The 19,086-nt window shown below is 44.4% G+C and carries 20 protein-coding genes; 6 read left to right on the forward strand and 14 right to left on the reverse strand.

What is annotated here, in order from left to right:
• Positions 1–18 precede the first annotated feature (18 nt).
• Positions 19–1,887, forward strand: coding sequence for an ATP-binding cassette domain-containing protein (locus NT178_05940; protein MCX5812069.1), 1,869 nt, complete (start codon positions 19–21; stop codon positions 1,885–1,887).
• Between the two features lie 35 nt (positions 1,888–1,922).
• Here NT178_05940 and NT178_05945 read toward each other — a convergent pair whose 3' ends face one another.
• From NT178_05945 to NT178_05975, 7 genes are all read right to left on the reverse strand, one after another.
• Positions 1,923–2,156 carry a DUF3343 domain-containing protein gene (locus NT178_05945; GenBank protein MCX5812070.1) on the reverse strand — a complete coding sequence of 78 codons (234 nt, stop codon included), beginning with the start codon at positions 2,154–2,156 and terminating at the stop codon, positions 1,923–1,925.
• Entirely contained in the window at positions 2,153–2,770 is a 618-nt protein-coding gene (gene yedF, locus NT178_05950; protein MCX5812071.1) for a sulfurtransferase-like selenium metabolism protein YedF, read from the reverse strand. The genes NT178_05945 and yedF overlap by 4 nt, the downstream gene beginning before the upstream one ends.
• A 67-nt stretch (positions 2,771–2,837) precedes the next feature.
• Positions 2,838–4,127, reverse strand: a complete 1,290-nt coding sequence (locus NT178_05955; protein ID MCX5812072.1) for a DNA-processing protein DprA — start codon at positions 4,125–4,127, stop codon at positions 2,838–2,840.
• A gap of 4 nt (positions 4,128–4,131) precedes the next feature.
• Positions 4,132–6,240 (reverse strand): RecQ family ATP-dependent DNA helicase, encoded by a 2,109-nt coding sequence (locus NT178_05960; protein MCX5812073.1) that lies wholly within the window; start codon positions 6,238–6,240, stop codon positions 4,132–4,134.
• A 257-nt stretch (positions 6,241–6,497) separates the two neighbouring features.
• Positions 6,498–7,427 (reverse strand): ParB/RepB/Spo0J family partition protein, encoded by a 930-nt coding sequence (locus NT178_05965; protein ID MCX5812074.1) that lies wholly within the window; start codon positions 7,425–7,427, stop codon positions 6,498–6,500.
• A gap of 406 nt (positions 7,428–7,833) precedes the next feature.
• Positions 7,834–8,688, reverse strand: coding sequence for a GGDEF domain-containing protein (locus tag NT178_05970; GenBank protein ID MCX5812075.1), 855 nt, complete (start codon positions 8,686–8,688; stop codon positions 7,834–7,836).
• A gap of 179 nt (positions 8,689–8,867) precedes the next feature.
• Positions 8,868–9,251, reverse strand: a complete 384-nt coding sequence (locus NT178_05975; protein MCX5812076.1) for a hypothetical protein — start codon at positions 9,249–9,251, stop codon at positions 8,868–8,870.
• Between the two features lie 98 nt (positions 9,252–9,349).
• Here NT178_05975 and NT178_05980 point away from each other — a divergent pair, with 98 nt between their 5' ends.
• The 3 genes from NT178_05980 (at position 9,350) to NT178_05990 (ending at position 11,259) form a co-directional block, all read left to right on the forward strand.
• Positions 9,350–10,189 (forward strand): DnaJ domain-containing protein, encoded by an 840-nt coding sequence (locus tag NT178_05980; protein ID MCX5812077.1) that lies wholly within the window; start codon positions 9,350–9,352, stop codon positions 10,187–10,189.
• A gap of 153 nt (positions 10,190–10,342) precedes the next feature.
• The gene (locus NT178_05985; GenBank protein MCX5812078.1) at positions 10,343–11,098 is read left to right on the forward strand and encodes an SDR family NAD(P)-dependent oxidoreductase; all 756 of its coding nucleotides are present in this window, start codon (positions 10,343–10,345) and stop codon (positions 11,096–11,098) included.
• Positions 11,095–11,259: a hypothetical protein gene (locus tag NT178_05990; GenBank protein ID MCX5812079.1), complete on the forward strand. Its 165-nt coding sequence runs from the start codon at positions 11,095–11,097 to the stop codon at positions 11,257–11,259. The genes NT178_05985 and NT178_05990 overlap by 4 nt, the downstream gene beginning before the upstream one ends.
• Before the next feature lie 221 nt (positions 11,260–11,480).
• On the opposite strand, the gene NT178_05995 is transcribed toward NT178_05990, so the two are convergent.
• Entirely contained in the window at positions 11,481–12,068 is a 588-nt protein-coding gene (locus NT178_05995) for a PIN domain-containing protein (GenBank protein ID MCX5812080.1), read from the reverse strand.
• A 362-nt stretch (positions 12,069–12,430) separates the two neighbouring features.
• On the opposite strand from NT178_05995, the gene NT178_06000 reads away from it, so the two are divergent.
• Together NT178_06000 and NT178_06005 are read left to right on the forward strand one after the other, a co-directional pair.
• Entirely contained in the window at positions 12,431–13,723 is a 1,293-nt protein-coding gene (locus NT178_06000; protein MCX5812081.1) for a putative porin, read from the forward strand.
• Between the two features lie 66 nt (positions 13,724–13,789).
• Positions 13,790–13,915: a hypothetical protein gene (locus NT178_06005; GenBank protein ID MCX5812082.1), complete on the forward strand. Its 126-nt coding sequence runs from the start codon at positions 13,790–13,792 to the stop codon at positions 13,913–13,915.
• A 27-nt stretch (positions 13,916–13,942) separates the two neighbouring features.
• Here NT178_06005 and NT178_06010 read toward each other — a convergent pair whose 3' ends face one another.
• The 6 genes from NT178_06010 to pstS form a co-directional block, all read right to left on the reverse strand.
• Positions 13,943–14,617, reverse strand: coding sequence for a hypothetical protein (locus NT178_06010; GenBank protein ID MCX5812083.1), 675 nt, complete (start codon positions 14,615–14,617; stop codon positions 13,943–13,945).
• A 129-nt stretch (positions 14,618–14,746) separates the two neighbouring features.
• Entirely contained in the window at positions 14,747–15,415 is a 669-nt protein-coding gene (gene phoU / locus NT178_06015) for a phosphate signaling complex protein PhoU (protein MCX5812084.1), read from the reverse strand.
• 10 nt (positions 15,416–15,425) lie between these two features.
• Positions 15,426–16,184, reverse strand: coding sequence for a phosphate ABC transporter ATP-binding protein PstB (gene pstB / locus NT178_06020; protein ID MCX5812085.1), 759 nt, complete (start codon positions 16,182–16,184; stop codon positions 15,426–15,428).
• Positions 16,166–17,092: a phosphate ABC transporter permease PstA gene (gene pstA / locus NT178_06025; GenBank protein MCX5812086.1), complete on the reverse strand. Its 927-nt coding sequence runs from the start codon at positions 17,090–17,092 to the stop codon at positions 16,166–16,168. Before pstA ends, pstB begins: the two co-directional genes overlap by 19 nt.
• Before the next feature lie 26 nt (positions 17,093–17,118).
• Positions 17,119–18,000, reverse strand: coding sequence for a phosphate ABC transporter permease subunit PstC (gene pstC / locus NT178_06030; GenBank protein MCX5812087.1), 882 nt, complete (start codon positions 17,998–18,000; stop codon positions 17,119–17,121).
• Positions 18,000–19,055, reverse strand: a complete 1,056-nt coding sequence (pstS, locus tag NT178_06035) for a phosphate ABC transporter substrate-binding protein PstS (protein MCX5812088.1) — start codon at positions 19,053–19,055, stop codon at positions 18,000–18,002. Before pstS ends, pstC begins: the two co-directional genes overlap by 1 nt.
• Between the last annotated feature and the right edge of the window lie 31 nt (positions 19,056–19,086).

A 19,086-nucleotide genomic window follows, 5' to 3' on the forward strand; every position in this document is an offset into this window, starting at 1 on the left:
TGGACAGGTTTTATTATAATGCTTATAGTTACAGGCCTTTCAAAAACATACGGCAGACAGGTTCTCTTTGACAATGTCTCCTTTTCGGTAAATCCTGGCGAACGTATCGGCCTCACCGGGAGAAATGGTTCGGGCAAGACAACGCTCTTCAGGCTCATACTTGGCGAGGAAGAACCTGATTCGGGCGATGTCGGTATCCCTAACGGATATACAATCCAATATCTCTCCCAACATATCAATTTTACTAAAAGCTCTGTCCTGGAAGAGGCTTGCCTGGCGTTGAAGGTTGCCGAGGATGGCAGGGATGAGGCCTACAGGGTAAAATCCATTCTCTCCGGCCTTGGTTTTTCTCCGGGCGAATTTCACCGGAACCCATATCATTTATCGGGCGGTTTCCAGGTACGCCTGAATCTTGCAAAGATATTGGCCTCGGGGCCGAACCTCCTGCTTCTTGACGAACCCACAAACTACCTCGACATTGTGTCGGTGAGGTGGCTCATACAATTTTTGCGGATATGGAAAAATGAGCTAATCCTTATTACACATGACCGTGCGTTTATGAATAGCGTGACTACCCACACAATGGGCATTCACAGGCAAAACATCCGCAAGATTGCAGGTTCAACGGAAAAACTATATCAGCAGATACTCCAGGATGAAGAGGTTTACGAAAAGACCCGGGTAAATGATGAGAGAAAGATAAAAGATGTTGAGCTTTTTGTTAACCGGTTCAGGGCTCAGGCATCGAGGGCAAAGGCTGTCCAGTCAAAGGTAAGGATGCTTGAGAAAAGGGAAAAGCGTGAGAAATTGACAGAACTTCCTGAACTTGATTTTACCTTTAACTCGGCGCCATTCCCCGGAAAATGGCTTGTAGAGGCTGATAATGTATCATTTTTCTTTTCAGAAGATGTTCCTCCTCTGATTCATGCCTTTCGGGTTGCCATTAAAAAAAATGACCGTATCGCTATTATCGGTAAGAATGGAAAGGGTAAGACAACCCTGCTAAACCTGCTTGCGGGTGAGTTTCAACCTAAGCAAGGCGAAATCAGATACAACCAGAATCTGAAACTTGCCTATTTCGGACAGACTAACGTCGCGAGGCTTGATCCGGACAAAACAGTACTCGAAGAAGTGCTCAACGCCCACCCGGCCCACAGCCTTGGTTCTGCAAGGGGCATCTGCGGGTCAATGATGTTCGACGGCGACAACGCGTTGAAAAAAGTTGCTGTTCTGTCCGGCGGCGAAAAGAGCAGGGTGTTGATAGGAAAGCTTCTTGTAAGTCCCGCAAACCTGATTCTACTTGACGAGCCTGACAACCACCTTGACACCGAGTCAATAGACTCTCTCATAGAAGCAATCGACACATTTACAGGGGCTGTCCTCTTTGTAACTCACAGCGAAATGATACTCAGGGCAATCGCGACAAAGTTAATTGTCTTTGACAATGGGAAAATAAGTATCTTCGAAGGCACATACGACGATTTTCTCGAAAGGATCGGCTGGGAAGACGAAAAAACGATCACAAAGGCGAATAATGGAAAGACGATAGAATCTCAGAATAAAGGGGCAAGCAGGAAGGACTTGCGGCGGGTGCGTGCCCGTTTGATCGAAAGCCGCTCAAAAGTATTAGGGCCACTCCAGCAAGAGATTGAAATACTTGAAAAGGCTATAACAAAACTGGAAAACCGGATAGAAGACGACAACCAAACCCTTATCCGTGCGTCTAACGTGGGTGACGGAAAGACAATCACATCACTTTCGATCTCTATTCACAACTCAAAGATAGAGATAGAACGGCTTTTTGATGATTTGGACAGGCTTACCGGTGAACATCACAGAAAATCAATGGAATTTGAGGAACAATTTAACGAATTGAACGGAACGTAGCGCCCTGGTAAAGACATGAAAAGCATGGAACTGCCTTATGGTAAAAGTTCTCGTATCTCGCTTATGCGGATGGTTGATTCGAGAGCATCTATGATCGCGTCCTTCTGCTCAGGAAGGAAGCGCAGGCAGACTCCGCAGTCAGAGCTTATGCTTCGCGGTACCGGAATGAGCTTGTGAGGTATGCCTGCTTTTTTGAGTATCTTCTCTGCCTTCATCGCGTGGCTTACCGAGTCGAATAAGGCCACGCAATAGTTTCTATCATCTTTCATGGCTTGATGATCCTTCCCGCCGTTGAAAGAGCCCCTGCAATGTCATACATATTTGATATGCTCCCTGCACCGATTTTATTGGTCAGATTAAAAAAGTTTGCGCAGGCGCCGCATATCAGGAGCTTCACGCCCTTTTCCTGAAGCGCTAACAGGTCATCAATAACATCAGAGTCGGAAGCTGTAAACTTTACGCCGGTATTATAAAAAATCATGATATCCGGCCCATAATCCAGATCAACAGCAGTGTGTATGAAGGCCTTCATGAGGACAGCGCCCAGATCATCGTTTCCATGTCCCATGACGTTTGATGAAATGACAAACACCGTAGGCCCATGCGCAGAAGTCGGCGTATCTTCGGGGCGCCGGCACACCGACGGCGCATCTCCTCCAGCCTGTCTATTCTGTTGTTTCTTAATGTGTATCCTGAAAATACCGCCGGGTTCCTCCGTCATGTCAACTGCACAGCCTGAACTTGCGGCAAGGCGATTCACGTTTTCTCTTGCAGTCTCGTTATCTACAATAACAGTCACTTCATCGTGCAAATTCAAAGCCTTCTTTGCGAGAACAACCGGTTCAGGGCATGCAAGCCCCTTTGCATCAATTAATTCCGACATGTTTTCCTCCTTATTGCTGCAAGGGTTGAGAGTATTGTACCGGCGATTTCTTCTGATTTATTCATTCTCAAAAGAGGTTCATTTGTTTATGTGCCCTGTCCTTTGCCAGTTCATACCTTAAAGGTTTGTTTCTTTTAACAATCAAGCCATTATCTATTGCCTGTTTTAACCAGACCTTCATCCGGGTCTCTGTTATATTGAATTTTTCATGGAGCCCTTCTGATTCCAGGGGTCCATTGGCCAGCATTAGTTCAAGCTTCAAACAGAAAACATCATACAATGATTTATCCTGCCATTCTTTGCTTGCTGTCTTGTCTCCCTTCATGTCGTCAGAGAGAAGGTCTTCCTCCGTCCCTGAGTGATATATTGTTTGCTGTTCAGTCACGCTTTGCCCGATATTTTGTTCAGCCAACCCCTTGTCAATGTTCTTCGGTTTTAATATTGCATTCAAATTACTTTCGAATATTTCTTTCGGTAACCATTTGCCGCCACGCTGAACTATTAAAGAGTTGCCGGAATATTTGCCGGTGCTCCACTTAACCCAGACAGGCGCCCACCCCTTTCTCAAATTCTCCAGAGCCCCATTCCATGTTCCGCCTGTTGTTCCCGAATGAACGACAATTGTTGCGTCGGAAATGCAATAGATATACTTGTTGCGGGCCATTGCGTTTCCTGCATTAAACCCTGCCTCCGGGTAAAATGGTGAGATAAGGACGAGATTCTGTTGTTTCAGTGCAGCTCTGTATTTCTGTGAGAATACCGCTTTAAAAAGGTTGTCGGCCAGAACTCCGATAACTGTTCCATCCCTTTCAAGAGCAGAAAGCATGGCAGCCTCGTCAATACCACGGGCTCCGCCGGACACGACCGATCTTTCCGAATCAACCAGTTTTTTTCCGAGGGTGCGGGCAAAGTCCAGATCCTCATTGTCGGCATCTCTCGATCCTACAACGCCAATGCAGCTTGAATTTAATAACCTTTTATTCCCGCATCCGAACAAAACCGGGGGAGAATGATTTTTAAGTCGCTCTTTCAAGAGTCCGGGATATTCACTATCTGAACGCACTAAAACCCAGATTCCAACCCGCTGCCATTTTTCAACAGCAAGAGCGAGGGCTGTTCCCCGATTCAACAAATATTGAATTCTTTCTATAGAACATTTTTCATTCTTCCAGCCATAGAAAAGTTCCACGGGGTCACCTGTCAATAAATCTCCTATTTGCAAGCCCTTATCGTTAAACCAACCGGAAAGGATGTTCCACTCACTGATGTTGAGCGGCTCAGGGTCTCCTTTTCCCGGTTTACTTATATGTGTTGTTAAAAGAAGAACTACCTGTGTATTGCTCGATATTTTCGTCATTCCCTTATCTCCCCGCAGTCGTCGCTAATGCTAATGGATAAACCTTTGTGCAACCAGCTTTCCTTAAAAGCGCGCCTGTCACTGTCAGGGTCCATCCTGAATCTACAATATCATCAACCAGCAACGCAGGAGCCTTTGGAACCTGATTCCGTATTTCAAAAACACCATCAAGATTACGGCATTGGTAGAAGCGGTTATTTTTCAATTTCTGCGGTTCGTTCTTTTTGATTTTTTCAATAACAGGCAAAAAGGGGATTTGCAGCTTCGATGCAACCCGGCGTGCGAAATCGGGCGCCAGTTCGGGGTGGATTAAAGACGGCACGCATGTTACCCATAAAGGAACCGGTGCAGGTCTCCATCTCTCAGAAACCATCTTTGCAACAGCATCAACGAGAATATCATCGAAATGCCCTGCATTTTTATTGGTAATTACCACATGACCCCAACCGGCATCGCCCCATCGTGCCAGGATACGCCCGGGTTCCGATGCAAGACCCTGTTTTTCAAATTTTCCATGAAATCCATAGATTGGAAATGCATCTTTCAGGATCAGCTTCTTCGGCTCCAGTATTATCTCCCCGTGGCGAAGAAACTCCGCTGCCGATACACCGAGAATACGAGAGCATTCCAAAGGTAACGCAATGTCCGGCCTGCAGTTTGCACATTTTCCGCAGGAACTATCATCAGGATCATTTAATGCATTACGAAGAAATTTCATCAGGCAGTCCTTGCTGTCGATATATTGCTGGACCTCTTCCCACTCATGTAATCGTTGACCTGTGAGAAAAGCGACTCGTTCCTTATCTATATCATAATTGGATGTTGTCCTGAACCACTTACTTCCTTCCTTTATTACAGGCGCCGGATTATCAACCCGAAGAATTTTTAATACATGCTCGATCTGTGATTGCCTCAAATTGACCTTTCCCTGCAATTCCTGAATAGACAGTCCATCAGAATCATCCAGTATGTTCAATATCTTTTTAACGTGATTTTCATCCGGAAAGGCCGATTTCCAGAAATACTCATGAATTTCATGGTCCTCCTCCCCGGAAAGCAATACCCCGTATGCATGCTTAATTGCCCGGCCTGCCCTGCCTACCTGCTGATAATATGCGACAACTGAGCCGGGAGATTGAAAATGAATTACAAAACCGAGATCAGGCTTGTCGTACCCCATGCCAAGAGCAGTAGTGGCGACAAGGGCTTTCAAATCGTTCCGCAGAAGCCTTTCTTCGAGATTTTTGCGGTATGCGTCTGAATCAGGAAAATCAGGGTGTTCTACATCCGAATGATACGCTGCAGCGACAATTCCGTTCCTTTGAAGCCAGCTCGCCACTATTTCTGCATCGCGTTTCGTGAGGGTATAAACGATGCCGGTTCCGTGTAAGCGAGGAATCTGCTCTGCAAGCCAGGCAAGTCGTGCAGCCTGGTCTTTCAATCGTATATTCTGCAAGGTAAGGCTTTCCCTTATGAGCGGTCCTCGTACTAACAGAATGTCGCCGAGTTGATTTTTAATATCAAGAATAACTCTGTTATTGGCGGTCGCAGTTGTACCCAATACGGGCATGTTGGGCGGCATCTGTTGTAACACGCTGACAATTCTCCGGTAATCAGGGCGGAAGTCGTGCCCCCAATCTGAAATACAATGAGCCTCATCTATCACCAGAAGCCCGAGGCGCTGACCAACCGGCATGAGAATATCTTTTATGAAATCGTCATTCGACAGTCTTTCGGGAGATATAAGCATTACATCTACCTGATTATCAAGCATCTGATCTTTAACCGATTTCCATTCATCCTGATTCGTCGAATTTATTGTAACAGCACGAATCCCGATTCTTTCCGCCGCGGTAATCTGATTCCGCATAAGCGCCAACAACGGCGAAATGATAACTGCAGGACCCTGCCCCCAGTCCCGGAGTATTTTAGCGCTTATGAAATAGACAATGCTCTTGCCCCATCCTGTACGCTCAACCAATAGTATTTTCTTACGATTATGGATTAAAGCGTCTATGGTTTCCCACTGACCGTCACGAAAACCGGCTGTTTCATCATCCAGGGCTGTTCTGAGAAGTTTTGTGGCATTTTCTTTTGTCCAGACAGGTTTCATAGATCCTCGGCTACAATTTGATGTCGCACTTGGCTTTGTGTAATATTGGTTTTTCCTCGCAAATATTTTGCCATTTAAGATAGTAGAGTGTCAATTTATCAAATGTCAAAACTTGCCTATACCTCCTTAAAGTTCAATGTTTTTTTGATTGCCCTTAACTATGGGCGATTTCGGAGAAATACAATCAACAGTAATTCACTATTCACTGCTTTTTTCACATTTTCTGCTTTTTAACTATTCACTATTCACTGCCCCTCTCACACTTGTGGTGGTCTTTTCTTACCGTATGGAGCCATGGGCGCCTGTTGTTGTACAAAATCACAGAAAACCTGTAGTTCATAAAGAAACTTTTCAATATCTTCCCTCAAATAGGTTCCAAGGCCCGTCTCAAAGGTTGTTTTTATTGATACAAGACTTTTAACCTGTTTTTTCATGGATTTGGGCTTTGTGTTGCTTGAATCCGGCTCGACCTTCTTGTATGCGGTAAGCATCCTTTCTAATGTGGCATTGGTCACCGGTGTTTTTATGACAGCATCGAATATCTTCATACGATCTGGGCATTCGAGGTTTGCGGCAAAGAGATATCCTTGAGAAACCGGGAGGTTTTCTGCAGAAATTGCGGCCTGAATTTCAGGAGAAAGTTTTAAAAGTGAAATCGTGCGGAACAAAGTAGGATAAGACTTTGCAGAGATTTCGATAATTGCGTTCACAGTGAACGCAATTGGTTCTGGGAGGTCCTCTGGTCTCCGGTTATACATCACCAAATCGCTCATCACCCCGTTCACATCATACCCTTTATCAGGATGTTTTGCCTGAATAAAAGAGAGTATCCCTTTAGCCTGATCTATGGGATTCAAGTCCTCCCGTTGGAGGTTCTCTGTAAGTTGAAGGGCTATGGTATCACCTAATTCTTTGCCTGCTTCAATAACTCTAACCGGTACGGATTCAAGTCCGAGTTGCCGGGCTGCAACGAGACGTCTCTCCCCGCAGATAAGTAAATATGTTCCGTCGTCCTGTCCTGTTACAATAAGAGGCTCCAGGATGCCCTTATCTTTGATGGACTGCACAAGCGATTTGAATGATTCTGTTTCAATATTGATGCTTGACCTAACCTGTTCCAATACCACGATGTTTTCTACGGGAATGTACAAAAACTCTGGATTTACAGTTGTTTTCTTTGTTACCATAGTGTTCTCCCTCTTTGAAATTCAGTGAATCTCCCGTCAAGCGAGAGCAGGCGTCGTAAGTAGATAGTGAATAGCCATAACCTATTCACTGCCATCATCACTATCCACCATTCACCATTCACTATTCACTGCCTTTAATCCCCCTTGATGTCGCTATTTATTGTAGGTATTTAGAAACAATGTGTCAAGATGTTTCCGATTTTTCTGCGTGGCATACTGGCGACCCTGTGCTCCCCTGCGTCGAACAAATTAGTTGGGAATATGTTTTATTAAAATTATTAGATTCACCTACCTACAAGTCGTAGTATACGGCATTTTGTCAGTGATCATGGATTACTGATTGAAATGCGTAATAAACCCATAGTCGAACACATGTTTAATACATCAAGGATTAATCCTTTCTTGACTAAAGGTTGCCGAATACTTCGAGTTTCATCATATTTTTTCCATTATGTTTTACAGAGTACATAATTGTGTCGGGTATGTTGATCATCTCATCAACCGAGTCTGGCGGTTTTAGGTAAATAACAATACCAATGCTGAAGGTTACGGGCCAGCCGTTCTTTTTCATGGCCTCCAAGAGGTTATCACAAATCTTGTTGATGAATGTCCGGACAGATGCTTCATTGCCTGTTTCCGGAAAGATTATAGCGAACTCGTCGCCCGAAAGCCTTGCAAAAACATCTGTAACGCGCAAATTGACACGTAGTGTATCGGTGACTGTTCGTAATAGGTTGTCACCGGCTATGTGTCCAAAGTTATCATTGATTAATTTGAAGTTGTCGAGATCGATGTATGCAACGGTAAACGGATGTTTGTATCTAAGTGCTCTTTTCATTTCTGAATCTGCGAATTCGTAAAACTGTCTACGGTTCATAGCTCCCGTCAAGGCGTCTGTCCTGGAAAGGGTTTTTTCATGATCAAGTGCACCCTTCAAGGCAGATAAAAGATATGTAAAGGCAATAAAGGTTAGTGATATTACTATGGTGTTCCAGTAAAAAATGACTTGGTGTGAGTAGTTTGCTATCAAAAACCAAGCAAGAAACCATACTACAGAACCGACAAGTGACATAAGAAGGCCAATTTTATTCCCACCATACCATGTTGCCATAAAAATGGGAATCAAATAGAATAATATGATTGAGATCTCTGCGCCGCTTATATAATCAATAAGGCCGATTAATATCGTCAGCAAAAGGCTCAGAAGAAAGATAAATGATCTGGAGCGTTTTTGAAGGTATTCAGGCAAGCGGATTAACATTTTACCTCACATAACTATTTGAAGATTACCATTTAAAATCTTACACAGTTTCCAAATTTTATCAAGTGAGGAAGGAACGTTGCGTTTCAGGCAAAACTGCGATGGCTTGACCCCGGGAAGGCATTCCTTGAGAATTTCAAAGTTGCCAATTACCTTAATCAAACATTGCTCACAGCCTGTCACCCCTTCTTAACCGGCTCCACATCCACCTCGCCTCCGAAGGCATCGAGGAGGGCATCGTTCAGCTTCTTTATATCCTCTTCATTTTCCAACACGATGACCAATTCCCTGTCATCCAGCACCTTTAATTTTCCAAACTTTTTTACCACATCTATAACCTGCTGCGGGTCCGTTGTAACCCACCTCTTCATCCGGCGGACAAGTTCCTCGCCATTAAATGCCCTCTCAATCGTAAGGTCCACCCTCCTTCTTTTTGCTTCCCAACCGACAAGGGCCGGCTGCGCAACCATGGGGGTAACGGGGTCATGCATTGCCGCACATCTGAACCATAGCTTAGCCCTGACCATATAAACTCCTTTTGTTGTCCTGATTTTATTATCCATAAAATAATAGTTTACATTTATAATGTCAAGCAACTGCATAACAAAATCATTTAAAAACCGGAACTGATAGTATAAAATCACATATGGCAGGTTCTAACATGGATAATTTGATAAATAATTGCTATCAGATCCTCGGGCTTTCGCCTGGTGCATCAAAGGAGGAAATTAAGGAAGCCTTCAAAAAGATCAGGGATGAATTGAGCACAAAAGAGGATGAATGGGAAAGGCTCAAAGAAATAAACTGGGCATACGAAGTCCTGGTGGATAGCGTTGCCGCTGCTACCGGAAAAGACAATGTCCCGGAAGACGATAAGGCGAAGCGAAAGAGATACAAAGACAACGGAGAGTCAGATGTTATAACCCTTAAGGATTTCCTCTTCTCTGTGGGAGACAAGATCAACCCCTTCCTGTTTGCAGGCAGGGCCTTGGTTTTTCTTATTACCATTATCTGGGGTTTTAAATATATTACGCACTCTGTTGCGAGCAACTACGCCGGTGAGTCCTTCCTCCATAATGTAAGCCTCCCGTTCCATGAAGCCGGGCACATTATCCTTTCCCCTTTGGGAGACTTTATGTGCGTGCTTGGCGGAAGTCTGTTTCAGATCCTGATTCCCGCAATCTGTATGGGGGCATTCTTAAAACAAAACGATGTATTCGGCGCATCAATTGCCCTGTGGTGGATCGGGCAGAACTTTGTTGATTGTGCGCCGTATATAAATGATGCGCGCGCTCAGGAGTTGATGCTTCTGGGGGGCGTAACCGGCCAGGATGTACCCGGCATTCACGACTGGAATAATATCCTGGGAACGCTTGGTTTATTAAAACTCGATCATTTTATAGCCAATACATCCCATTGGTTCGGGATATTATTGATGCTTGCCGCCTTTCTGTGGGGAGGATTGCTGCTCTGGCTCCAGTGGAAGAATATAGATTCCTGACAGGTAAGCTCGCGGTTCCAGTCTCCTGCATTAAATGTCCCAGATCACTCAATGTCACACACAGTGAGCGAGAAGGGGAGGCCGGGGGAGATACTTTGTTTGTACTTGAGTCATCATAACAATTTTTGCTATGATATTCGCTGGAGGAAAGACATGAAGCTTGAAGGAAGAGTTGCTTTACTTACGGCAGCAGCCGGTGCCGGCATCGGTCAGGCAGTTGCCAGAACATTCGCCCGGGAAGGCGCATACGTTGTGGTGACAGATGCTCACAAAGACCGGTCTGTTTCAGTTGCCGAAGCATTAAAACGCGAATACGGCATTGAAGCCCTTGGCATCGGATGTGACGTGACAAGTCGCAACGATGTGGAAAATGCTGTAAATATTGTGCTTGAGAAATTCGGGCGCATAGACATACTCTTCAACAATGCCGGAACGAACCGTCCTGCACAGGTAACAGATATAACCGACGAGGAGTGGGAACTGGTAATAAATGTCTCGTTGCGCGGGACATTCTATTGCTGCAGGGCAGTCCTGCCTGCCATGATGAAACAGGACTATGGACGTATCGTGAGCGTCACATCTGTTGCGGCATTCAGGGGGCTCAAGGCGGGCCACGCCCACTATGCGGCCGCCAAAGCCGGGGTTATGGCCTTTACACGATGCCTTGCCGCTGAGGCGGCACAACACCATATAACTGCAAACACAATCGCGCCGAGCTTTATATATAACGAATTTATTCCCCATATCTATCCGGAAGATGAGATAGAGCGGATGTACGAGGAAATACCCTATCCGAGGAAAGGGGCGCCCCAGGACATTGCGAATACCGCCCTGTTCCTTGTATCCGATGAAGGAGAATATATTACCGGTCAGACAATATGTGTCACCGGCGGAAGCTGGATGAGATGAGTGAGGCCGGGGAAAATCCGGAAGGTACTATTAATTATCTTGTTGCGAAGAGGCTTATGGAAATATCGGAAGCCCTTGAGAAGAAAAAGGACAAGGATAAAGAAGGGGAAGTGATTGCCTCTAAGGGCGGAAACGATCACCTGGAAGAAGGTCAAAAATAAAATTGGGGGTGTTTTATGTCGTCTTTAAAAATGAAAGGTATGTTTTTATGCATCCTTTTGGCAGGCCTCTTGTTTTTAGGCAGTTGCAGCTCCATGCAACCGTTTTTCACCGGGGAGCCCTTTACGCTGGATAAAAAATAACAACGGGCAATATCATACCGGATACGTTGATCTGAAAGGGTTTACAGATCTCTTTTTTACGATTATGTTCCAGCATTTATTCAAAGATCATATTTTAAGCGATTGCTGCTTTCCGATATCTTGCCTTCAATAAAAAGCTGCTCCATTATTGTCTCAATATCTTTTTCATCCATACGGCCGGAGAACGTATTTTTAAGGTGTGTTGCCAGCGATGATTTAGTTCGGGGTCTCCTGGGCGCAGGTATCTTTGAAAGATTTATTACAACTGCATCCGTATGGGTGGATTTCGGAGATCCCTGGTCGGAAGACGGCATCTGTGAAAGGTTAACTATACGCTTTACCTTCAAGCCCAAACGATTTGCGTACTGGACTACAGAATCGAAACCTTTGTCTTTCGAAAGAAGGTATATCTCTCCTGCTTTTTCTTTTTCCATACTAAGCCTGCCGAGTTCGAAGATCATATGGAAATCGAGATTATTCTTTCCGTTGCCCTCGATCTTGATCCACCTTAATGAACTGCCAAAGGACTGTGTTGATTCAACAAGCTCAAAGGGTATCTTGTTTTGCGATTTGCCGACAAAGAACCAAACCTCTACAATACCTGGGTCTAAGCTGTTCAACGTCAGGCCCTGGACATTTTCATAATCAATCATAAGTATAATTTTCATAGATGCCCCCGTTCAGGAAAGATTGTATATTATTATCGTTCTCATGTTAATCAAAAAATTAACCTGTCTTAATTATAGCCCCATAGCCTACTGTAATCAACAGAAGAAAAACCTGTGAAACCAATATTTATAAATAGAAGCAACTCCCTGTATATGTAAAATTATCCGCAGGTATTTCCTTTTTCAATACAAAATAATATTTTTATACGATAACAGTTTAAACCCATTAATTAATGGTAGTCGATTTAATTAATAATTAACGGCAAATTCATAGAAAATTAACAATAATAATAGAAAATATTAAAAATATTTAATACAGGAGGAAACATGATTATCAAACCAACAGCAACAAGGAGGAAGAAATGAAAAGATCAGCTATTTTGATAATTGCAGCACTACTCTTAGTGCCTGCAATATCCTTCGCAGACAGCGAAATGGCGGTTTTGTTAAAAACACTCCAGAAAAAGGGGATCATCACATCTTCAGAAGCTGAGAGTATTGCGAAAGAAACCAGGGAGATTGCCGCCAAAGAAGAAGCAAAGGCAAAAGAGGTGTCGGTAGCGAAGAAGGATGAAGCAAAGAAGGCATGGGAAGTACCGGATTTTCTAAAGAATACGAAATTCAAGGGCGACCTCAGACTGCGTGGTGAACTTTCTGACAGGGCTGAGACATCGTCCGGTACAAGAGAAAGGGCTCGGTATAGACTGAGACTGGGCACGGAGACGGCAATAACCGACCAGGTTACAGTAGGCGTTGGTCTTGGCAGTGGAGAATATGCCAGTACTTTAGCCGGTGCAAATGGCAATGCACGCTCCCAAAATCAGACAATGAGCGATGCCTTTACCAGGAAACCGCTCTGGATAGACTATGCATACGCCAAGTACGAACCAACAAAGTGGTTCTCCATTGTTGGCGGTAAGTTCAATAACCCTGTATGGCAGCCCTCCGACTTTCTCCTAACCAAGGATATAAACCCTGAAGGTGCTGCGATCAACCTGAGAGGTAGCGTATCTCCCTATGTCGATCTCTTTTTTGACGGAGCATTCTATCTTCTTTCAGAAAGAACGTCCGACCCCGATGCCATTATGTATGTGGCCCAGCCCGGTATTAAATTTAATTTCAACAAGGATTCATCCCTTAGATTCACCGCCGGATACCAGGGCTACGACAACGTCGCAAGATTCACTCCTTTTACAGGGACAACAAGCACCAACACGCTCGATAGTAAAGGGAGGTACTTCTATGAGTACAACGCATACACCTTCGGCACCGAGCTGGGCTTCAAGAATCCCTTCGGTTTAAAGACGATACCCTACGCCGCCATTCTGGGCGGATATCTTACCAATCCCAATCCCAGACGGGACAACAAGGCATATCTCGCCGGATTCAATGTGGGATACCCGAGATTGGAGAAGTTTGCTGACTGGAACTTCGAGTACACATTCCGCAGGTATGAAAGAGACGCCATGCTCGACATATTCCCCGATTCAAGCTTTTACGGCGGCGCTACGAATGCGATGGGTCACAGGATTAAGACCGCCTTCGGCTTTACAAAAAATATAAGCCTCGGGCTGAATTATTACAATACCTGGACAGTTCGACCGGTTCCATCAGCCACTAATAGAAATGGTAACGCGCATCCAACCATATTGTAGGGGGGCAACTCTTCACTGGTAATGTTGATGTACCTTTTAAAAACCACCTGATTGCACTTTATTGTTATGCTTACACAAGTAACATTCAGTAAATTCAATAAGTTCTTGATACCGGTGCTTGTGCCCTTCAGGGTATTAACCGGCATGAAGGTAATCGTGGAGTTTTACAAAGGTCTTACGTTAAGGAAATAGAGGGTTTTGAAAAAACAATCTGACTTTTTATGCAGCAAAGGGGAGTTCTTCTTTTGAAACACAGGCAGGTATGTTTTCCGGGGAAGGGGTGTCCTGAAGGGCTTTATATATGTCTTTTACCACGGCTTGATACTTGTCCGCTCCCCACGACCCGTACACAGGCGTTAAGGTTTGTGGAGCCTCCCTCTCTCGCTCGCTTATGCCGGTTAACACAGATTCCCCCGAGTTGCGCAAAGCAACCGGAGTGCCAAAGTCAAAAGGCATTGGCGAACGCACAATGTATTCACGTGAAGCGCATGTATTAAGATCTCGACAGGCTTGCTTCTGCCGGATATCTGTTTGTTCAGTCAATTCGATTAAAAGAGCTTTCATCAAGAAAGGATTGTCTTCTATGGAACACATGGAATACGGTTTCAATAAAGACCCCATTGCTTCGACGTCCCGTTCTCTGTTCGGGAGAATCAATAAAAAAGTTGTTTTGCAGAGCAGATGTTTCATAAGATAAATGTCAATAAGGTCATCAATTGTTGCTGCATAGATTAATATAACAATTCTGTCGATATATGGTTCGTTCAATCGTTGAAAAAGATCGTCCTTTTCTTTTAAAACTTCCATACTATTTGCTTGTCTTTGCTTTCCAATTAAAGAGATGAAATCTTTTCCAAGCCGCCGCTTGCCTGGAATGTAAAAAATAATGTTCATTAAGCCTCCTGTTATATTTCTGTTACTATAAGGATAGGACATAAAAGTTAAATCCATATAAAATATTTGTTAATTTTTTGTGAATTCTGCAAGTATGTATAGGTGGGTCGTGATTTTGAATATGACTTGTTATGACAGAACGTCTTTGCCCAACATGTGATGTTTTATTGTTTCCCCTTCTACCATAAAAATTACATCTTCACTGATATTTGTAGAAAGGTCGGCGATTCTTTCAAGATTCCGTGCAATCTTAAGGAGATGCAAAGACCGCTCAATTGTCCCGGCGTTGACTGTCATGAAGGTGATGAGTTCACGCATTGTCTGATTTCCCAACTCATCAACAATGCTGTCTCTTTCACATACATTCCGTGCAAGAACAATGTCCTCCTTAATGAAGGAATTTATGCTGTCCTTAAGCATGCTTATGGATTCCAGGGCCATTTTCGGGATATCTATTAAAGGCTTTACCGTCGGCTGTCCAATTAAAAAAATGGCGCTTTCAGAGATATTTACGGCATGATCGGCGGCCCTTTCAAGGTCGTTGTTGATCTTCAGGAACATAAGTATTGTCCGCAGGTCTTTTGCCTTTGGTTCATATCTTGCGATCAAGGCAATACACAGTTCTTCGATAATAATTTCATATTCGTTCGCCTGCGGTTCATCATGCTCGATAATCTCTATTAACAGTACACGATCTTTGTTCAACAGGCCCTGAATACTTTGTTCTATCATGCCTTCGGTACGTGTTGCATATTCAATTATTTCTCTCCTGAGAGAGATGATCTTTTCCTCTAACATATGAAATCTCCTACCCGAATTTGCCTGTGAGATATTCCTCTGTTCGCTTATCCTTCGGAACGGTGAACATCTTTTCCGTCAGTCCGAACTCCACCAGTTCGCCCAGATAAATGAAGGCGGTGAAATCGGAAACACGCGCTGCCTGGGCGATATTGTGCGTAACAAGGAGCATGGTCACATTTTTTTTAAGTTCCACAATCAGTTCTTCGATGTGTGCTGTAGATTTTGGATCCAGCGCAGAGGTCGGTTCGTCAAGGAGAAGGATTTCCGGGTTCATTGCAAGCGCGCGGGCAATGCAGAGCCTCTGTTGCTGCCCGCCGGAAAGAAATGTGCCTTTTCTATGGAGAGCATCCTTTACCTCATTCCAGAGGGCCGCATCTTTTAAGGATTGTTCAACAATTCTGTCCATTTCGCTTTTTCCGAGCCTTATCCCGTTGAGCTTATACCCCGCAATCACGTTGTCGTATATACTCATCATGGGGAAGGGGTTCGGTTTTTGAACAACCATACCTATCTTTCTGCGTAATACAATAGGTTCCATCTCGTATATATTATCTCCCCTCAGGTACATCATGCCTGAAGTTTTTGTGCCGGGAATAAGCTCGTGCATGCGGTTTACACATCGGATAAGGGTTGTCTTCCCGCATCCTGACGGTCCCATGAGTGCTGTAACAAGGTTGTTTGATATTGCAAGATCAATGTTCTTCAATATTTGGTTGTCACCAAAATAAGCTGAAAACCTTTCTACTTTTAAAACCGGACTTTCCATTTAACGGCTATCCCCCTTGCGATAAGATTAAAACCCAGAACCACCACAACGAGAATAAAGGATGCGCCCCAGGCAAACGTATGCCATTCAGGATAGGGACTCATGGCATAGTAAAAGATCCGGTAGGGCAGGGAGTCAATGGGTTTCAGTATATTATAGTTCATGAACTGGTTGCCGAAGGCGGTAAACAATAGCGGTGCTGTTTCTCCTGTGATTCTTGCAACACTGAGGAGTATGCCTGTGAGGATGCCGCTTAAGCCCGTAGGCAGGATAACCTTCAGGATTGTTTTATAATAGGGCACGCCAAGGGCAAGCGATGCTTCTTTCAGGGAATAGGGCATGAGCTTAAGCGTCTCTTCCGTAGTTTTTATAATCACAGGCAGCATCATAATGCTCAGAGCAATCCCGCCCGATAAGGCTGAAAAACCCTTGAAAGGGCTCACAACCCATACGTATGCAATAATGCCTATTACAATGGACGGGGTACCCTGGAGGACAACGACGCAGAGCCTCACCATGTGGGCGATCTTGCCTTCGCTTTTCTCCGACAGATATATGCCTGTTGAAATCCCGAAGGGAATCGAAAGAACACTGGACAGAATTATAAGCATGAATGTACCGATGATGGCGTTGAATATACCGCCGCCATCCTCTCCTATCGGACGGGGGAGTTGGGTGAGAAACTCCCAGTTAATGACGGCAATACCGTTTTTTGTGATGTAGTATAGAATGAGGAAAAGCGGGAGAAGCGAAATAAAAGCCAATAACATTACCGTACTTTTGAAGCATATGTCTTTGATTATTCTTGTTGTTACCTGTTTGTTCGGGCCGAGATTGCCCTTTATCCTCTGTTGAACCGCGTTGTCCATAAGGACAGGCCCGGGTGATATATCGTCTACCGTTTTCATGCTCAATTGGCATGAAGTTTCCATGGTTATGTCACCTCTTTTGATGCCTCAAGGCTTATCTTCTTTATAATGTATGTGCCGGCGATATTGACCATCATCGTTACAAGAAAAAGAACGAGGGCAATATAGACCAGAGACGATGCCGTTATGCCCGTTGCCTCTGCAAACTCGTTGGCAATAACGCTGGCCATAGTGTTGGCAGGACTGAAAATGCTCGTAGGAAGAAAATTTGAGTTGCCGATCAGCATGGTAACAGCCATGGTCTCGCCTATCGCCCGTCCGAGAGCGAGAAGTATGCCGGCAATAATCCCTGAACGTGCATAAGGGATTATGATATTTTTTATCACCTCGAACCTTGTTGCCCCAAGAGAATAAGCAGCTTCTTTCAGATCAGAGGGAACGAGGGTAATTACCTCTCTTCCGATTGATGCGGAAAAGGGAATGATCATGATTGCCAGTATCAGCGAGGAAGTAAGTATACCTACACCGTGGGGGGGCACGCCAAGCTTTATTTCAATAACCCTCATCATGGGCATAAGAAGGAAGAACCCCCAGAGCCCGTAAATCACGGACGGTATACCTGCGAGTACTTCAATAGAACTTCTTATGAATGTTGAGACTGCACTGTCTTTGAAATACTCCCCGAGAAAAATAGAGATGGAGATAGAGAAAGGGATTGATATAATGAGTGCCAAAAATGAGGTGAGAAGCGTGCCTGCAAGAAATGGAAGGGCGCCGAACCGTTCTGATGCGGCATCCCATGTATTGCCTGCAAAAAACCCGACGCCGAAAGTCTTTATTGATGGTACCGAGGCGACAAGGAGCGTAAGAAAAATGACCATCAGCAAAACCACGACGGTAAGCGCCGACAGATAAAGGATTCTGTTGAATATTGCTTCCGATTTCATTATTTTATCATCGTTGTTCCGTTGTATGTTATGGACTTGATGATCTTCAAAGATTTTTCAATTGCCTCTTTTGTTAATGCCGAATATTGAAGCGGCTCTACATATTTCTGTCCATCAGTAACCATCCATACGAGTAGTTTGGACAGGGTTTCGGCTTTCTCCTTTGTTCTGCCACCATAGTTTTGTTCCTTATAGAATATAAGCCAGGTAAAACCGCTTATAGGATAGCCGTCCTTTGCTTCGCTATCGGTTAATGATACGTTTGTATCATCAGGTATTTTCACGTTTGCCGCATTGCTTTCCGCTTTTGTAGTAGGCTCTACAAATTTGCCTGATTTGTTCTTTATGTTGCCATAAGACATTTTGTTCTGCAACGCGTAGAGAAGCTCCACATAACCGACTGACCCGGGTGTCTGCTTCACATATCCTGCCACGCCCGGATTTCCCTTCTGGCCGATCTGACCCTGTGGCCAGTTCAAAGATTTGCCTGTTCCTATTTTTTCCTTCCAATCATTGCTTGCTTTGCTGAGATATTCGCTGAAAATGTATGTGGTTCCGCTTCCATCCGCACGGTGAACAACACTGATCGCAAGGGTGGGTATATTGACGTCCTTATTAACGGCTGTTATTCTGGGATCGTTCCATTTTGTTATCTTTCCGAGAAAGATATCTGCCAGTACATCCGGGGTAAAATTCAATTTTGGATTGCCGGGCAGGTTATAAATTACAACCACTGCTCCGAGGCATATGGGTATGTGGAGCACGGGAGCACCTGCTTCTTTCAGCTCTTTGTCTGTCATAAAGGCGTCTGTTCCGCCGAAATCCACGGTCTTTTTAACAAGCTGGTTGATCCCTCCGCCGGAGCCTATGCCCTGATAGTTGATCTTTGTTTTGTTCTGTTGATAATAGGCATCAAACATCTTTGAGTAGAGAGGCTGAGGGAAAGTGGCTCCTGCGCCGATCAGCTCTTTTTCAGCAGCAAAAAGGGTTGAGTTCGCTGTAAGCAAAGAAAGAGCAATCAGAATAAAACTAATCATTTTAATGCTTTTAAACATACGATTCCTCCTGAACCAATATTTTAAAAGT

This window comes from Pseudomonadota bacterium, from assembly GCA_026388255.1.
Classification (GTDB): domain Bacteria; phylum Desulfobacterota; class Syntrophorhabdia; order Syntrophorhabdales; family Syntrophorhabdaceae; genus JAPLKB01.